The organism is Nostoc sp. DSM 114160, from assembly GCF_053470305.1.
On sequence record NZ_JBPFGO010000002.1, the window covers coordinates 345719 to 363516 of the forward strand.

General features: G+C 41.3%; 9 protein-coding genes and 2 pseudogenes. 4 read left to right on the top strand and 7 right to left on the bottom strand.

All coding sequences use genetic code 11. From position 1 onward, the window contains the following. Nucleotides 1-873 precede the first annotated feature (873 nt). Nucleotides 874-2040, top strand: coding sequence for a PAS domain S-box protein (locus NSTCB13_RS18535; RefSeq protein WP_445631324.1), 1167 nt, complete (start codon nucleotides 874-876; stop codon nucleotides 2038-2040). An 11-nt stretch (nucleotides 2041-2051) separates the two neighbouring features. Here NSTCB13_RS18535 and NSTCB13_RS18540 read toward each other — a convergent pair whose 3' ends face one another. Next, the gene (locus NSTCB13_RS18540) at nucleotides 2052-2741 is read right to left on the bottom strand and encodes a CPBP family intramembrane glutamic endopeptidase (protein WP_448273425.1); all 690 of its coding nucleotides are present in this window, start codon (nucleotides 2739-2741) and stop codon (nucleotides 2052-2054) included. Between the two features lie 611 nt (nucleotides 2742-3352). After that, entirely contained in the window at nucleotides 3353-3493 is a 141-nt protein-coding gene (locus NSTCB13_RS18545) for a hypothetical protein (RefSeq protein WP_448267297.1), read from the bottom strand. A gap of 233 nt (nucleotides 3494-3726) precedes the next feature. Between NSTCB13_RS18545 and glpK the strand changes: the two are divergent. From glpK to argC, 3 genes and pseudogenes are all read left to right on the top strand, one after another. Then, a pseudogene (glpK, locus tag NSTCB13_RS18550) lies at nucleotides 3727-5242 on the top strand (glycerol kinase GlpK). Between the two features lie 235 nt (nucleotides 5243-5477). Next, nucleotides 5478-6081, top strand: a pseudogene (locus NSTCB13_RS18555) (hypothetical protein). Nucleotides 6082-6152: 71 nt separating this feature from the next. After that, nucleotides 6153-7127, top strand: coding sequence for an N-acetyl-gamma-glutamyl-phosphate reductase (gene argC, locus NSTCB13_RS18560; protein ID WP_448273426.1), 975 nt, complete (start codon nucleotides 6153-6155; stop codon nucleotides 7125-7127). Nucleotides 7128-7256: 129 nt separating this feature from the next. Here argC and NSTCB13_RS18565 read toward each other — a convergent pair whose 3' ends face one another. The 5 genes from NSTCB13_RS18565 to NSTCB13_RS18585 form a co-directional block, all read right to left on the bottom strand. Continuing rightward, nucleotides 7257-8246 (bottom strand): DUF1350 family protein, encoded by a 990-nt coding sequence (locus tag NSTCB13_RS18565; protein ID WP_448273427.1) that lies wholly within the window; start codon nucleotides 8244-8246, stop codon nucleotides 7257-7259. A 161-nt stretch (nucleotides 8247-8407) separates the two neighbouring features. Continuing rightward, complete coding sequence (locus NSTCB13_RS18570) at nucleotides 8408-11278, bottom strand: hypothetical protein (protein WP_448273428.1); 2871 nt, start codon at nucleotides 11276-11278, stop codon at nucleotides 8408-8410. A gap of 367 nt (nucleotides 11279-11645) precedes the next feature. Beyond that, nucleotides 11646-15410: a TonB-dependent receptor gene (locus tag NSTCB13_RS18575; RefSeq protein WP_448273429.1), complete on the bottom strand. Its 3765-nt coding sequence runs from the start codon at nucleotides 15408-15410 to the stop codon at nucleotides 11646-11648. After that, nucleotides 15407-16843 carry a hypothetical protein gene (locus NSTCB13_RS18580; RefSeq protein WP_448274182.1) on the bottom strand — a complete coding sequence of 479 codons (1437 nt, stop codon included), beginning with the start codon at nucleotides 16841-16843 and terminating at the stop codon, nucleotides 15407-15409. The genes NSTCB13_RS18575 and NSTCB13_RS18580 overlap by 4 nt, the downstream gene beginning before the upstream one ends. Nucleotides 16844-17113: 270 nt before the next feature. After that, a complete protein-coding gene (locus NSTCB13_RS18585) occupies nucleotides 17114-17677 on the bottom strand; it encodes a hypothetical protein (RefSeq protein ID WP_445631318.1) in 564 nt (187 codons plus the stop codon). Between the last annotated feature and the right edge of the window lie 121 nt (nucleotides 17678-17798).

The following is a 17798-nucleotide window of genomic DNA, read 5'->3' on the forward strand; positions in this document are numbered from 1 at the left end:
TTTATAAAGTTTATTAAGTTTATTAATAGCCAAAGTATTCAGAATCACCAACAAACTTAACTTAGATTCTATCTCTTTGGTAGTAATTGCTTAATTCTTGTGATGGAAGTTGGGTAAAGTCTTATTAGTTATTCTTAGAGGGTGTTTGAAAAGTGTCGTATAGCATATTAAATTGTGACATTACACCCCCAACCCCCCTTATAAAAGAGGGCTTCAAAAGACTATTTCCTCCCCTTTCCAAGGGGGGGTTAGGGGGGTATTAGAGACTTTGGGTAACAAATATAGCTTTCCAAACATCCTTTTAGTAAAGATGGAAACAATTATTATTAGTACTAAATTATTTCTTAGGAGGAATGACAAAGCGGATTCAACAATACTATTCAGAAATTAAGGTTGAGATGTAGAGTTTTCCGAGTGTAGTATCTGCTCTTTGCTAATCGTTATTTTGACTTACTTATCAGTTTAGTCAAAAATTAGCATAATCTTAGATGGCAGATTTGGTACTCGTATTTAGCTGAGTTTACATAATTTTACCACCAAGGGTAGAAGTAATACTTAGCAGAACTCCGTAAAATTTCTAGTAAATAAATATCTCTGTGGATGCTTTGCAATTTGTAGATTCAATTTACTTTGAGCATCTAGGTTGAATGCTACATGTGTCATTTAAAAACTGGCTAATCTGTAGCAACTATAGGATATAAATTGTCAAAAACCCAAAATAAATTAACTTTATTACTTCAATTACATGAAAATTGCAATTTATAACCTATTAAATTTATAATTCAATAAAATTAAGTATACTGCAATTTTTTTCAAGGGTTTACTTAGTAGTTTTTTTACTTAACTTCTGCAAGCAAATGGCGGGAATTTAAGGTGAACATAGAAAAATTTGTCCAACGTACAGAAATATTGCACAAGCGTTTAGCAGATTTATACCAAACTGCTAGTTTATTACCTTGGATTTCGCCTGATTTGTTACCGGAAGCTTTTAAGGAACTCCATAACACCTCAAAAATAGCACAGTTAGCGGCAGAGGAACTTTATCAGCAAAACGAGGAACTAGTAAAAACACGGAATTGGTTAGAAGCAGAGCGCCATCACTACCAAGATTTATTCGAGTTAGCGCCAGACGGCTATTTAGTGACTAATACAGAAGGAATTATCCAAGAAGCTAACCTCACCGTAGCTAAGTTGTTGAATGTTTCCAAGCATTTTTTAGTGGGCAAACCAATAATTAACTTTGTCCTTCTAGAAGAACGTCAGCAAATTCGCAACGAACTGATACAGCTATCGCAATCAGACAAAGTTAAAGAGTTATTGGTACGTTTGCAACAACGTTATGGCGAGCTATTTTATGCAGCTTTGACAGTGACAGTTGTCCGCAATCAGCAGGGTAAGGCAATTTCTCTGCGCTGGATGGTGCGTAATATAACCCAGCGTCAGCAATTAGAATCAGCAATTAAAGACAAGAGTGACATTTTCAACAATCGCCCCCTACATAAATATGATAAAGGAGAAACTATTCCCCTCAACCCATTAGTAATTTGGTATGTTTCTCAGGGTTTGGTGAAACTCAGTACCTACTGTGAAACGGGTGAAGAAGTGCTGATTGGATTGGCAACACCAGGAATGGTTTTTGGTTCTAGTTTGACATCTTTAGACATTTACCAAGCAACAGCGCTTGCTGATGTTAGCTTAGTGTCAATTTATGCAACAGAAATATCAGCTTCTACAACACTGAGCCATACGCTTCTACCAAAAATTAAGCAGCGGTTACAGCAAACAGAATCTTTTTTAGCAATTTCTGGTAGACGGCGAGTACAAGATCGCTTACAACATCTATTACAACTTTTGAAACGAGAAGTGGGTGAAACTGTACCAGAGGGAACTCGCCTAAATATTCGCTTTACTCACGAAGATATTGCTAGCGCCTGTTGTACCACTAGAGTAACAATTACACGATTGATAGGGAAATTGCAAGAAGAAGGTATAATCAGTTTCGACTTCAAAAAACATATTATCTTGAGAAATGTTGATTGATGACATTTTTCTTAAGTAAAGATCAGTTGCCAGCCAATTAGGAAAATTGCTATATCTGCAAAAATATGGCTGATGTATCCAGGCCAAATCGAGCAATAATTTAAGTAGCACCATGACCAAACCGCCCCTGCGAGAAACACTCCCAATGAGCATAATGTTGTCGCACGCCAATCAAAGTAAGCTGCTAAACCAACAACATGATGAATCGTAAAAAATAGTGCAGACAGTACTACAGCTAAAGGACTCGATACCAAAATTTCACATTTACGATAAACAAACCAACGCCAGACAAATTCCTCAAGTAAAGAGTTAACAAATATCCAATACACTGCACCGACTAAGTAAATTATAAAACTGTTCAATCCAACTTGTGTTGCTCGATCGCGAACATATTCAACATCTATCCATTTTGCGCCCAGCAGCCAATAAACAATCAAAATGATGCCTAGCATTAATAGCCCTAATCCGACACCAGCTAATAAATCACGGCTTTTAGGATATTCAAATTTTAAATTTTCTTGCTCGAAAAATAATAACCAAATAATGGGTACTAGCAATAACCAGATTTTAGCTAATAAAGCTACTAAATGTCCTTGGAAGCCAGGGAGTATATATAGCTGAGTTGCAATACCAATGCTCGGAACTGGCACAAGTAACAACAGAGCTAGTAGTGCATTTTGATTTTGGTTAGCTTTTAACATCGGGAAACTTTGTTATATTTTGATGGTTTTGAATTTTCAAATACATCTATTTTTAAATTTATAGTTTTTAGATTAAATTAAGATGATTACTTGTAATAAAATCTATATTAACGAGGTTTACTATCAATACTGTTGGTTAAGGTAAGAGACGCGATAAATCGCCGTATCGACAATAATTAGACGCGATAAATCACCGTATCGACAATAATTAGACGCGATGAATCGCCGGATCGACAATAATTAGACGCGAAAATCGCCGTATCGACAATAATTAGACGCGATGAATCGCCGGATCGACAATAATTAGACGCGAAAATCGCCGTATCGACAATAATTAGACGCGATGAATCGCCGTCTCTACAAGAATTAGTCTTTTGTGAAAATGGCGATTTGTGTTTTTATAATGATTTTTCACATCTTGGTGAATTGTATTGAGTTACTATTAATTTTTATATGCAAACTATAAAACATGAGGATCGTCATCAGATTTAAATAAAGTGACACTTTGTATATTGCCACATAAATTTAATCCTAAAACTTATATGAATTTGTGTGTAATATTCCTTTGAACGCAGCATTTTGATAATTATTTCCTGTGCCGATATACTTACTTACACATAATTCCAATACACAGCGTCTTGCAATGTTGTCAAGGTTTGGGATTTGAGGCGGACATCAATACCTATTGTGCTAAGTACAACTTTGGGGACTTCCAAGAAATAAATTATCCACTCTTGTGGGGTGGGCGACACGAGCGCCCGTTGACAGGGGCGGACAAGATGTCCACCCCACAAGAAAAGTTGTATATTTTTTTATTTGGAAGTCCCTTGCGTAAAATTGTAGCGTTTTTAAACTTACAGAGACGTAACGCTATCCAAACAGGAAATTCAAAATGTACCCAAAATAATGTATATGTGATTGAAGGCGTATTGCTAAAATCGCGATGTCTAGGTTGGGCTACGCCTACGCAACATTAAAAGCGGCTATGCACACACTTGGCAAAAAAACTCTATCATCGGGCTACATCTTAGCACTGGATTTAGGTACGACAGGCAATCGCGCCTTTGTATTTAACGCAGACGGCAAGATTGTTGGACAGGCATATAAAGAATTAACTCAGTATTATCCTCAGCCAGGATGGTTAGAACATGACCCCTCAACAAATCTGGCAGGATACCTGTTGGGTAATGCAAACTGCAATTGCAAATGCCCAGATTGTACCATCAGCGATCGCAGCTTTGGGACTAACTGTACAGCGCGAAACCTGTATGATTTGGGACAAAACGACTGGTAAACCACTCCATAAAGCGATCGTCTGGCAAGATCGCCGCACTGCTCCCCTTTGCCACCAGTTACAAGAGCAAGGCTACGCTGATGAAATTTACGATCGCACCGGATTAATCATTGATGCCTACTTTTCTGCTACCAAGCTCAGATGGCTATTAGACAATGTTACTGATATTGACCTGAACAATGTCTTAGCAGGTACTATTGATAGCTGGGTGTTGTGGAATCTCACAGGTGGAAAAGTCCATGCTACTGACCACAGCAACGCCAGCCGTACAATGTTGATGAATCTTAAAACCTGTACGTGGGATGAGATTTTATTGGATCTGTTGCAAATTCCAGCCCATATTTTGCCCCAGATTCAGCCGAGTTTAGGAGTATTTGGAGTCACTGATGCAACTTTGTTGGGTGCTGAAATTCCCATTACTGCCATCTTGGGAGATCAGCAAGCGGCTTTATTTGGTCATGGCTGCGATCGCCCCGGTTTGGTAAAATGCACTTACGGTACTGGTAGCTTTTTAGTAGCTCACACAGACGATCGAATTGTGCGCTCACACCATAAACTCATTTCGACAGTGGCGTGGACACAAGCAAATACCAAGGATACTTTAGATGTCGGCTATGCCCTTGAAGGCAGTATGTTTACTAGTGGCGCTTGTATTCAATGGTTGCGCGATCGCCTGAAGTTGATTAAAACTGCTGCTGAAACTGAAGCAATGGCCAATCAGGTAAAAGATAGCGGCGGAGTCTATTTTGTGCCAGCATTTAGTGGACTGGGCGCACCTTATTGGGATATGAGTGCCAGGGGAGCTTTTTTCGGCATTACCGCCAGTGTACAACCAGAGCATCTAGTTCGCGCCGTGTTGGAAGCGATCGCTTATCAAGTTCTGGAGGTGGTGCAAGCGATAAATGCATCTAGTAGTACTCCAGTTGGGCGATTAACCGTAGATGGTGGTGCTTGTGAGAATAATTTTTTGATGCAATTTCAAGCTGATGTGTTGGGTATTCCAGTTGAACGCCCAATAATGCGCGATACCACCGTTCAGGGTGCAGCATTTGCGGCAGGTTTAGCTGTAGGATTTTGGCAGAGCTATGAAGCACTGGTGAAACAACGGCAAATTGAGCGTGTGTTTGAGCCGAAGAGTGATTTTCCCTTGTCCAAATTTGGTACTTGGCAAAAAGCAGTGAAACGTACTCTAGCTTGGGAGGAGTAACCGAGCCAAAAACGAGTTAAAGCGAAAATTTAGATCCTGAAAGGGGGAAGGCGAAGGAAAAAATAACAATCTATTACAATAGATTTCTTGGCATTTGTAGGGAATTGGGTTTGGGGGAAAGGGAAAAGGAATAAAAAAATCTTTCCCCTTTAACATGAACCCCTTTGACCGCAAGAGTGCAAAAGTTACTTTTGCAAGAGGTCTAATCAACAAATGGATGGAGTATTGATTTATCATGCCCTACAGTCAATTCAACATTGACCGAGTAAAACAAGATTTTCATCTAAATACTATAGAAGGAGTTCGCTTTTTCCCAGACTCAATTGAACCCATTACTCCAAGTTTCAGACTCCAAGGTATTTTAGAAGATTTACCGTGGGCGATTGCAGTAGATACAGAAAAAGCTCGTTCAGAGGCGATAATTAATCCTATATTACTGGAAGTGCGACGCATCTTTAATTCTACAATTAGCGTATTTTCAGGGGAAGAGTTTAACGTCGATCCGAGTATTGGACTTAACGGTGTATGTGACTTCCTACTTTGCCGTTCGCCCGAACAATTAACAGTGGAAGCACCTGCAATTGTCATTGTTGAAGCAAAAAAATCAGATTTAAAATCTGGATTGGGGACAATGCATTGCAGAAATGGTAGCTGCACAGCGATTCAACCAAGCCAGAGAACAACCTTTAACAGCAGTTTACGGTACTGTAAGCAGTGGAACCCAATGGCGATTTCTGAAACTAGAGGGACAAACAGTCACAATTGATTTAATGGATTATTCGCTTCCTCCTATCGAACCAATTCTGAGCTTTTTGGTGTGGATGGTGAAAGCAGGCTAATTTCATGCAAAAATTGCTCGTTAAAATAACTCTTACTTTGTCAAATATCACTTCCATATAATCAGAAGGCTATGACTACTAAACCGAAGATTTTCATTGATGGAGAATCGGGAACCACAGGCTTACAAATTTACTCACGCCTCAACCAACGCGACGATATCGAGTTGGTTAGCATTGAGGCATCTAAACGTAAAGATGCAACTGAGCGAGCCAAACTAATCAATGCCGTTGATGTTGTCATTCTCTGCCTACCTGATGATGCAGCCCGTGAAGCTGTTAGCTTAGTCAGTAGTAATACAGTTAAGATTCTTGATGCTAGCACTGCCCATCGCACCGCTAAGGACTGGGTATATGGTTTCCCCGAACTAAATCCCGGACAGCGAGAGAAAATCGCCAGCGCCCAATTTGTCAGTAATCCGGGCTGTTATCCCACAGGATTTTTAGCTTGTATCCGTCCATTGATTGCCAAAGGACTCCTGAACAGTAACTTTCCCATCACCGTTAATGCAGTGTCAGGTTACTCTGGTGGCGGAAAGAATCTCATTAAACAGTATCATAGCTTCCACGAACAGCAAGCCGGGGCAGAGTCACTCTACCCTTATGGCATCTACGGTTTGCAGTTTGGGCACAAGCACGTTAAGGAAATGCAACATTACTCAGGGTTAGCATTGCCGCCACTATTCGTACCAGCCGTGGGCGATTTTGAGCAGGGGATGTTAGTACAAGTACCTTTGCCACTGGGAACCTTAGAGAATCCACCATCAGGTAAGGTTATCTATGAAGCGATCGCTGACTACTACCAAAGTGAAAAGTTCGTGCAAGTTGCTCCATTCCAAGATTCTACACTGCTCAGAGACGGAACATTTCTAGATGCAATCGCACTGAATAATACCAATATTGTTCAGGTTTTTGTATTTGCCAATGATACCACTAAAGAAGTCTTGCTAGTTGCTCGTCTTGACAACCTGGGTAAAGGCGCATCAGGAGCCGCAGTCCAAAACCTAAACATCATGCTCGGTTTTCCAGAAGAGTTGGGATTGTCATGAAAGAGGGTTAGCAAGCAGGGGAGCAGGGGAGCAGGGGAGAAATCAATTCAAAATTCAAAATTCAAAATTCAAAATTAAAGAACTTCTGCCTCCTGCCTCCTGCCTCCTCTTCCCCATGCCCAATGCCCATCATCTTGATTTTTCTTTGAGTTCTTCAAGCAATTTAATTACATTATGCTCAAATGCTTTGTTTCGCTGTGGAACTGATTCAATTGACGGTTTATCAAAAAGATTAACGACATACTTAGCTAGCTGAATACCTAAAGGTCTTAAATGTCCACCTGCTACAGTTTTCCGAAAATTTTGAGGTGGCTTTTGCAAAATATTAGTAAACCATTCACAGGTTGATTTGGCAATATTGTCTGATTTGAAACAGACTAAACCCATAATATTAAATAGCCCACTATCCTTGATTAAATACTGAGTTTCTTTAACAGTTGGTTTCACACCCCAACCAAGATTGTCGATGATATCCGCTAAAAATTGAGGACGAATTGCGCTCCCTGTGTCAGCAATAGCAGGTGCTAAGAGGATAGAAACCTGTCCTTTAATAAAAACACTGTTAATTTGGATATTCTTATACACATAAGTGTAAATTAATTTTTTAACTTCAGCCGTTTTTCGCGTTAGTTCATCAAAGAGAAGATTAATGTCTGCAATCACACTTTCTATCTCTGACTCATCGGAAGTATTAGATAGCAGGTTACGAATAAACTGCTCTCTATCTTGAGGCTCTGGAGGTAAAGCAGTAAATCCTTCTAACAGCGAGATATATTTACAGCCAAGGCTATGTCCAATCCAAGAAAAGTTTTTATCATCTAGATAGGCTTCATAATCATATCCTGCAACACTTGCCATTTTCACAAGCTCTGGCAGAATTTCATACTGTTCTCTCATCAGAAAACCAGCTTCTAGATAATGGTTAAAAGTAAAATTAAACGGCAAAAGAATAATTGTATATCCCTGCTCAAATAGAGATTGAAGCAGATAACGATAAAAAAGCATAGGGCCAAATGTACCAAAGAAAGCCCCAGCAATAAATTGAATTACTCCTTTAGGCTTTGGATGTAAAGCAACCCAACTGTGAGAAACTGGTTTAAATCTCAGTTTTAGATTCATATTTCCTATGACTTATTTGTAGGTATATGCTAAATCTCCAAACTGAAGTTATTGTTTTTCGGATTATTCAAAAGATATTTTTACAAAACTGCGATCGCTTCTTCCCGTACAGCCGGAACTCTCCTAATGCCCTTAATTACACTAGTTAGCGGTGATTAAAACTATTTCACCTTGGCGCGGAAGCGGACAAAACCATAAGAATTAGCTGGTGTACCCGATCCAGTCGCAGCAGGTAAATTAGGAAAACTGGGGACTGTAATATTGACCACTACTGCTCCATTGGTGTTAGTACCGCAGTATGATGGTGTGCCTGATTCGTTAGCTATATAAAAATGCCCGCGATCGCTATCTCCTACATTAGTAAGATAAAGCGTAGGTGTAGTAGAACCAATAGCTAAGGCAATTCCTCGATCTGCTGCTGGTAAGCCACCATCACTAGGAGTCATACCATTAAAAGCAGTAGGAATAAAATTAACATTAGTTGGAACTAAGTCACAGAATTTCACATTAGTTGCATTACCAACACCATTGGAAAGAAAATATATAGTGTATTCCAATTCATCTCCAGGTTTGACAGTGCCAGCATTAATTAATCCTCGCAAGTAGCCAACAGGCCATTTAGGATCGCTATCATCAGTAGCATAAGGTTCTGGTACATAGTTACTGGCATTAGTCGCAACATCACTGCGACCATCCACAATATCAGTTAAATCTTGGTTATTGAGGCGGGTGATGCGTTTAATTAATAGTAATTTCGGGTTAGAACTAACAGTATTTAATACTGTAAATAAAGTGGGGTCATCATCTGCCGTACTGGCAGGATTATTACCGATATTTACACCATTATCAGTAATTTGTAAGAACGAATTACCAAGAGTCGGTGGATTATTCGTAGCGCCAGCAGAGTCTGCATCTGTAAAGACTGTACCAACAGTTCCTGTAGGATTATCAGGTGTGTTAAAAGTAGCATTTGCTTGATTACTAATTGGATTACCGCCATTGGCATTATTAATTGTGGCAGTAATTTTAATGGTAATCGTATCACCTACGCGCAGAGTTCCAGAATTTGTTACAGCAACAACACTAGTACCGTTGTAACTGGGATTGATTATGATATTATTTCCTGAAGTTGCAGCAGTAATTGCTGCACTCACAAAGGTTAATTGTGAGGGTAATAAATCGTTAATAACAAAGTTAATTGCATCGCTATTACCTGGATTTAGGTTGGAATAAGTAATGGTATATTCGATGCGATCGCCTACAGTCACAGTTCCGCTACTATCATTGTCTGCAAGGAAGCGAACAGATTTGGTTCCTATGACATTTGCTTGAGTGTTAGTAGTAATTACCAAGGGAGTAGTGATTGCTTGACTTGGGAAATATGTCCAAGTATCTATTCCCTTAAAGTCACCATAATTACTACTAAATTCATGCTCTCCTGACACACTATTGATCCCTCTAGCAGCATTACGTGGGTTAGTAGCTCCCGTACCATTTAAGTTAATCGCCGTGCCATTAGCGGTAGTATAGTTGTTGTCGTTGTAATAAATGGTAGTCGATCCAATTTGCTGGCCATTTTGATCTACAAGGTTAGGAAAAGCAGCCGGAGGGTTTTCCATCGTGATTTTAAACCCCAGCGGATTATTTTCAGCATCCAACATGGGAAAGTGATATTCACCCGATCGTGTTGTGATTATGGCATTGTATGCTGCATTTCCTGGTCGAGGTAGGAGATTTACCCCACTTGCATTCTTCCCATCCCAAAATACCACATTTGAGCCGACAGACAGCACATTTTGTATTACTCTATCGCTACTAGGGTCAAAAATGCCATCATTATTGGTGTCAATAATTATTTGATAGCTACCAGTTGAGGCAGCATTGAAACTAAAATTTCCTCCCACACCCACAGAAGTTTGGTTCCCACTACCTCCATTACCCCCAGTGAATTTGAACGAAGTCGGTACTGTGGGAATCGTTGCTGCAATAGGAATACTCAAAGAATTAAGGGTTGCGGTGTCTGGCCGATTGAAGAAAACTAGGTGGGTAATGTCTGTTGTCGTATCAGAAACATTTGGATTTTGAACTTGCACATTGCCTGGAAAGATCAAACTATTATTACTAGCACCGCCAGCAGAATGGTAAAGAGTGCTGCTATTTGTTGTGTCAATATATCCCCGGTTATTAGCAAAAAAGATGAAGCCAAAAGGATCGACTCCATTCATGTCAGTTTCGTAACGATATCCATCTTTGGTTTGAATATAAAGCTTAGAGTTGAGTGCTACAGGAGTACCACTACTGGCATTTGCCCCCATATTCATAGCAATATAGTTAGTAAATACTCGCCCTTTTTTGGCAACACCGTTACTATCTCGAACTGTGATATCCCAAGCCGCCACTCCTGAAAATTGATTATTACCTGTAGGAAATGCAGCCGTTGCAACTGTTGGCGGCGGATTGCTTGCACCAGCTGTATTCGGAGAATGAAATTCAACTTCGTAAATACCTGTTTCTGTAGCCACGAAACTACAAGGGGTATAGCCACCAGCATTAGGTAAAGGGCCAGCCGTTTCTTTGGTTACGGTGTCAATAAAACCAAAACCAGTATTCAAAACATCACAAGAGCCATTTTGACCACCAAAGGGACTGCGATAAACAATATCTTGTGGGTTTGAGAAACTAGTATTCACACTAGAGCCAAGATTAACTGTTTCTCCTTGCTGAACATAAACTTTGAGTATGGTTTTCCGAACAATACCTGCCAGTAATAAATCTGACCATTCCAGGTAAGGTCTGTATCCGCCATCAGAAATTAACTCTTTGCTGCCTTCAGCCAAGCTAGGTTGGATACTATTGCCGAAAATACATAAAAAAAATCCCACGCTACTGAGCCATAGTTTTTGACGGCTAATTGTTAATCGCTTTCCCATATTTTTTTGAACTGGATTGTCCACAGTCAGAAAAAATTTATCATTTTTATCGATATTTACTGTGGCGATCGCTCTGAATTTCTTAAGTAAATATTTCATCATTTATTTCCAATAAAAATACATAATATGTAAGCAATGATATTGAGTTTATAAATATACAAATACCAACATGAAAATTGAAACGTTTTTGCACTAGATTCAAAGCAAATCAAAAATCTTACGACAATATAGGACTCATATTTGATTGGGTGAAAAAACTCAGTACACCTTAGAAAGCTTTCTTTCCTGTTCCCTATTCCCTGCCTATCGCGCTTGCGCTGCGCTTCTCTGCGAGACGCTTTGCGAATGCGCACCACACAAGTAAATTCTCCGAATCAAACCGGATTCCTATAGTATTCCCACAGGGAAAGGTTAAATTCGTATATAGAGATAGAGGTTGCAATGAACATCTCTACATCAAATAACCCTTTTATATTTCACGTTTTGGCATCCCCCTGATTGCGGCCTTGAGTTTACCGATCAAAGTTTTCATCGCTGATTCCTTTGGCTGACGTGCTATAGGTTTTTGTTGTCCAAAGCCTTCAAACAATTCGTTGAGCTTAACCGTAAAGCCTAAATACGCGCCTCCCGCAGAACGTGTTCCTGAGAAATCTCGGTCATCAACTTTACCAAAGACGTAACCAGCCGAAACACGCAGGTTAGGCGTGAGGTAGTAGCCTGTTTCAAGAACAAAGCCTGTCTCACTATAGCTAGACTGACTAATTACACGAGCTTCACCCACCAAATCCCAGCTATATCCCAAACGATAGGTAGCGCGTACTTGGGCCAGATTAGCTGTGCTAGTACCCGCTAAATCGTTAGCTATGTAAGATGTACTGTTACGTAGAGCATACTTACCGTAGAATTCCCATTGCCAGTTAGGAGCGTAAATCGCCTCTAAAGCAAATGTATGGTCTTCGGAACCCGTACCACTATCTAAGAGAATGGTGTCAGGGATGGTTGATGGATTTTTGCGATATTCATAACGCAATAAAGCATTAAATTTATCGCTATTGGGATCGCGGTAGGCTAAACCCAGCTTGAGGTTAGCAGTATCTCCCAATCCTGAAAGCTTTTGATTGGAAGAACCAGCTTGTTGATAACGTACCAAAGCTGTGAGAGCCGGAGAAATTTTACCCGCAGCACCTACGGTAATTACTGTATTACTACCTCCAGAAGAAGAACGATGTTCGTAACGAGCGCTGGCTTGAAACTGCGGATTATCACTGTATTCCAGCCCCACACTGTAGCTATCGCCACCATCAAATCCGATCGCAGATGCAGCTTGACCAAAGGCGTAGGGTTGAGCATATTGTTGACCCGCTAAAGTGCGTCCGAAGAAGTTGCCAAATACGTGTTCGTAAGCAACGTTCAGCCGCAATCCCGAAGCAATAGTCCAACGGTTATTTATACCAATTGCTCCTTGAGTAGTCATTTCGTTAGCGCCACCCAAAATTGAGTAACGACCAGTTAAGGTAGTATCCGAACCGAGTTTGTGTTCGCCGTTGACACTCAAGCTGGTGATGGAATTACCCGAATATTGACCGCTACTGTAATACTGTTGGGCTAAACTGACGTTGACACCAGGAATTACTGCCCAATTCAACCCCAAAATGGTACGGTCTGGGTAAATAGCATTTTTTTGGGAAGATAAGCTCAGTTCATTTTGGGCTTGGAAAGTCAGGTTTTTAGCTAGAGGAACTGAAAAACGCGATCGCAGTTGATCGGAATTACTACTTAGGGTACTGTCGGGGATACGGTCTTCCAGACGACGGTGAATCCAATCCAGATCGATAGTGGCGCTACCCAAGCGTTGTTGAATTCCAGCAGAAATCGTCGTCAGTGAATTATCAACCTTACTACCAGGTATCGCCTCATAACGCGGTGCAAACAGTTCTTCAAAAGTGTCTAAAGGTTGGGGAGCAATCCCAAAATTGTCTTCGTGGTCGTATTGCGCTCTGACGTTGGTAGTTGAGGTGACTTTAGCTGTAACCTGCGCTCCATAACGGGTTTGTCCTGGGACAAAGCTGATAGTGGCATTATTGGCAAAACCTGTATCAGCAAAGCGATAATAAGCACGACCTTGAACTCCATTAGCAATCTTTCCTTCAGCTTCTAAACGGTAAGCATCACCTCTAACTTTTCCCACGACATCAGAATCATTCGTGGAATGGGCATATTCTGCGATTAACCTACCGTTGTCACCCAAAGCAATCAGTGCATCTGCACCGTAGAGTTGAAAGTTGCGCACTCCGTGATTTTCTTGAATGTAAGTTGCTCCTATCCAACTTTCGGAATTAAGTTTGCGGGAAAGATTATATTGCAAACGACCAGCATAGATGTTCCCGTCAGAGTCTTCAGTGTCATATTGATAGCTAACAACAATCCGACGCACCAATACTTGTCCGGTTCGATCGATATCGGTACGAAGAATCGGTTCGCGGAATAATAAAGTACCGCGATCGTAGTCGATTTCGTAGTCTGGGCCTCGGTTGAGCTGTTTGCGTTCTAATACAGTCCCAGGACGATTGAGTTCTTCTAACTCGATAAAGACATTTTCACTACCGGCTTGTAGTAGTCTGCGAGAAAGGAAGTAATAACCACTAGTACCATCAGGAGCAATCGTATCCCGTTGAAACCCTTCTAAGTGGTCGCCATAGAAACCTGTAATTTGGAGGTTTCCTAAGTTGTAATTAGCTTTAAAACCGTGGAGTTGACGGGTGATAGAAGTAAATTGCTGCGATCGCCGCGCAAATTCTTCTGTGTTATAGTCACCCCACATCGCATAATCAGGATCGGCGCCAGGAGTACGAGCTGAACGCTCAAAACGCAAAAATACACTATCAATGGAAGGAGCAACTACATCAACTTTCGAGCTATCGCCGTAGACAGGATAGTTTTGCTCGCTGAATTGATAAGTTCTAAACAGGCGATTATCGCAGTTGCAATCTTCATTGAGGTTACGAGAACTGTTGTATGCGCCTGTAAACAACCATTCTCCGATCGCACCAGTGGCAAATATCGCTGAATGGAAATCTAATTGCGTTCCGTTGTTTTTGTCAGGAGGGAGGAAATCACGGAAACTGCCGTAATAATTTGTACCTCTAGCCCCCAATCGTAAATCAATTACCCCAGTAACTAAACTCGGACGCAGTGCCGTTTCAAATTGCAGTTGGGTGAAGGCTTCTAAATCATTTGCGATCGCCCGAATTGTCACAGTTTCCGCTTTTAGCTGCGATCGCAACGTCGCTGTAAATTGCCCCGCTTTCGCCTCCACTTGAAATCCCGGTTCATCGGGTTTGAAGTCTTTCCCAACCAACTCCCCAGCAGTAGGTATAAAGGTGACAATAGCATCACGATTCGAGCGATTGCCAGTTGCATCAAGGAGTTGACCCCGAATTGTCGCCGTAGAACGCCCATCCGCTGGGATACGAGACTCAACTGTTTCTAAAGTTAATTGCTTCGGCGCTCCTCGCACTGCAACTTGCACTGTTACAGGGGGTTCTGTTCCTCCAACAACCTGTGCAGAAATGGTGTTTGTACCTTCTTTTAACGAGACACCATACCATGTCTGCGTTACTAAATTGGTGGTAGCATCAGTTTCCGTCCGTCCCACTAAAGAAGGGTCTACCAACGCGCCATTTACCCGCAATTCCACTTGACTCCCAGCGGGAAACTGTACAATCACCGTGCTTGCTTGTACGTCTACAACACTGTCAGCCGTCGGAGTCAGGATTTTAATTGCTGTAGAGATAGGGACAGTAGGGGACACAGGAAGATTTTCATTTACTCCTTGTCCCTTTGTCCCCGCGTCCTGTACTTCTGCAATTTTGCGTAATTCTCTAGGCAAACCTACAGAAGTTGCTGGTTGAAATGGTAGTATTTCCGTTTCACTCGGCTGGACATTGGGAATTGAAGTATCAGCAGCCGATGCTGAAGAAGTTGAGGTAAATTCGAGAGGTAGAGAATTTAAAGCTTCTCCTTTAGAAGAAGAGAGGTTTTCCAGATGCGCTGAAAAGTCAGGATCTTCGACACTCTTTTCTGCTTGCAAATGGGAATCAGGCAAAATGAGGTTTTCACTAGTGATTTCTGCTTTGACTATTACAGGGTATAAAATAAGACTGAGAGCTACTACTGGCATCGCCCCCATCAATCTCAGGTTAAATGTAGTTATACAGTGCAGTCTGATTTTCATTTCTTGACTGACTCCTGAAATGTTGGGGTGACAGCGAAGTTCATGCGTACTAAGCCACTAGGCTCTAAATGCACCAAGCGAGATTGGCTATTTCGTTCGCGGAATTTTTCGTTATGAGCTAGGGTGTAACCCGCTACACTGCTAAGGTCTAGTACACCTGTGTGGTATCCAGGTAAGACGTTAGCTAGGGAGAACAAACCATTAGGATCTGTAGTGATGCGGTTTCCGTCCTCCAGAAAAATCACTGCATTGGCTACTCCAGGTTCACCACGCTGTTGTTCTCCGTCAAAGTTTTTATCAACAAACACCCGACCGATAATCGTGCCACAGTCAGAAACGATTCCTGGACGAATTTTTAATTGGTGGGTTGCTGGACCATCCTTAGTACTAAAACGGTTATCAGTTCGTTGACCATTAACGATCGCACTGTTGCGACCAGTACCACGCAGCGCATCAGCTGTTAATTGAGCAGCGTAGGCAATATTCAAGACTTTCTCTGGGGAAATTGTTACGTCTGTGCGGAATGTCACTGTGTTACCATTGCGTTCTGAAGCGATCGCAACTGGTTGACCGTCCAACTCTCCCCGCACCGATTTCGGCAAGAATTGAAATCCTAAAGGTAGGTTGTCGGTGACAAATATATTATTCAAACCAGCATCAGCAAGATTTTTTACTGACAGGCGATAGATTACCGTATCTCCAGGTTCAGCAGTAGCGCGATCGCCTGTTTTAATAATCTGTAACTGATTGGCTTGACACAAATTTGTAGTGAATTCAAAGGCTAATAAATCCAGTCCCACCGTTTCTGCATTGGGAACTAAAACCACTGTTTGCTCTACTCTGGTTTCACCTGTAAGACTGATTGGTTGACCATCTAGAGAACTGGCCACATATCGCACAACACCATTACCTTGTGTTCCAGTGTTAGCAAGGATTTCAATCTTGACCCGTCGCTGTTTATAGATAGAATTTGGTGGTGGATTAACTACAAAAATGTAGGTTCTACCTGGAGCGGTTTGACCTTTATTCGGATCGAGTAGGAAATTGTAGACACCCGCAGGGTTATTCGTAACGAAGTAGGGATTACTATTCTCAGTATTTGGAGATTTACCACCAGGAACGTTGTTATTGGGAATATCTGGTAACTCTGTTCTAGTCAGAGAAACTAAGTTGCTCAATTCTGTCCCCGTTGGGTCGCTAGAGTTAGGTTCGTATACCCCAACTGAAAAACCTGTATAGTCAGGTAAAATTGTCCCAGCGCAACCTAAAATCCGTCCTAATGGATCGAGTAAGGGGATAGGACTAACATTAATTTGCTCAGAACTTCCTTGATATTGATAATTGCTAGCAGAATCTGTATAAGTATAAGTAGCTTGATTTATTAATGGCAAAGACGCAACCAGATTGTTAGTCTGTTGCGCGATCGCTGGCATAGATATAGTAGTATGCAAAAAACTTCCCAGAAGAACAGTAGCTGTTAACCGTCGCCACCAGCTACCGCTAGAAGTAATTTGCTTATGGTTTTGAGGACGGCTCACTTAACACATCTCCTCTGAAATGTCAAGTTTGTTGTTAATAAAAGCACTTATTTATTTGGGGAAATCCAGTTAAGCTAAAATCCTTTAAAAATCTCGTTTCCAGATAAAAATCTGAAAATATTTTTGATTGCGGTTCTTTTGGGAGTTAGTAAGGCGGCGTGTTAATCAGCGCACTTGGGTTTGATAAGTCGCCTTGACTGTTGTTTTCGCAGCAAGTGACGGAATCTGGAAACGAATATGAGTGTAAGCAATGGCTGGGGCTGGTTTGGTTTCCACTTTGCCGCCAGGAAGAGTAACTTTAACAGTGGGATTTTCGACGAAGCTACGCCCACCATCAATGCTGTAAGTTATTTTGGCATTTTTGGCGACATTGGTAGAATTAAGCACGTAGACCATTCCTTTAGGAATAGGTTGATTGAAAGTCAAATTCTTCACTGGGCGATCGCTCTGATTTTCGCCAATCAAGGTATATCGCAATACATCTCCTGGTCGCACCACAACTTGACCTTTTAAAGGTTCCCATTTTTGGCTTTGCTTACCTTGTCGATCCTGAGCCACCACTTGCTTTTCTGCTTCTAAGCGCAATTGAATTTGCCCTTGAGTTTTGATATTCTGAGCAACAGCACTTTCTGAATGCCATACATTTGCGATTCCCGGAATTTGACCGATAAATGGAACTGTGGCAATGAGAGCAAATGCTCCTAAACCTGCAAAAGAAACACGCTTCATATAAATCACCTCAAAAAACTTCCAGAATGTGAATTGTTGACTTATCTTTCCCAGCTTTTGCTCAGAAAAAGTCACTCTCCTATTTGCTTGCTGTTTGGGGTTGGGATCGGGTCAAATGCTT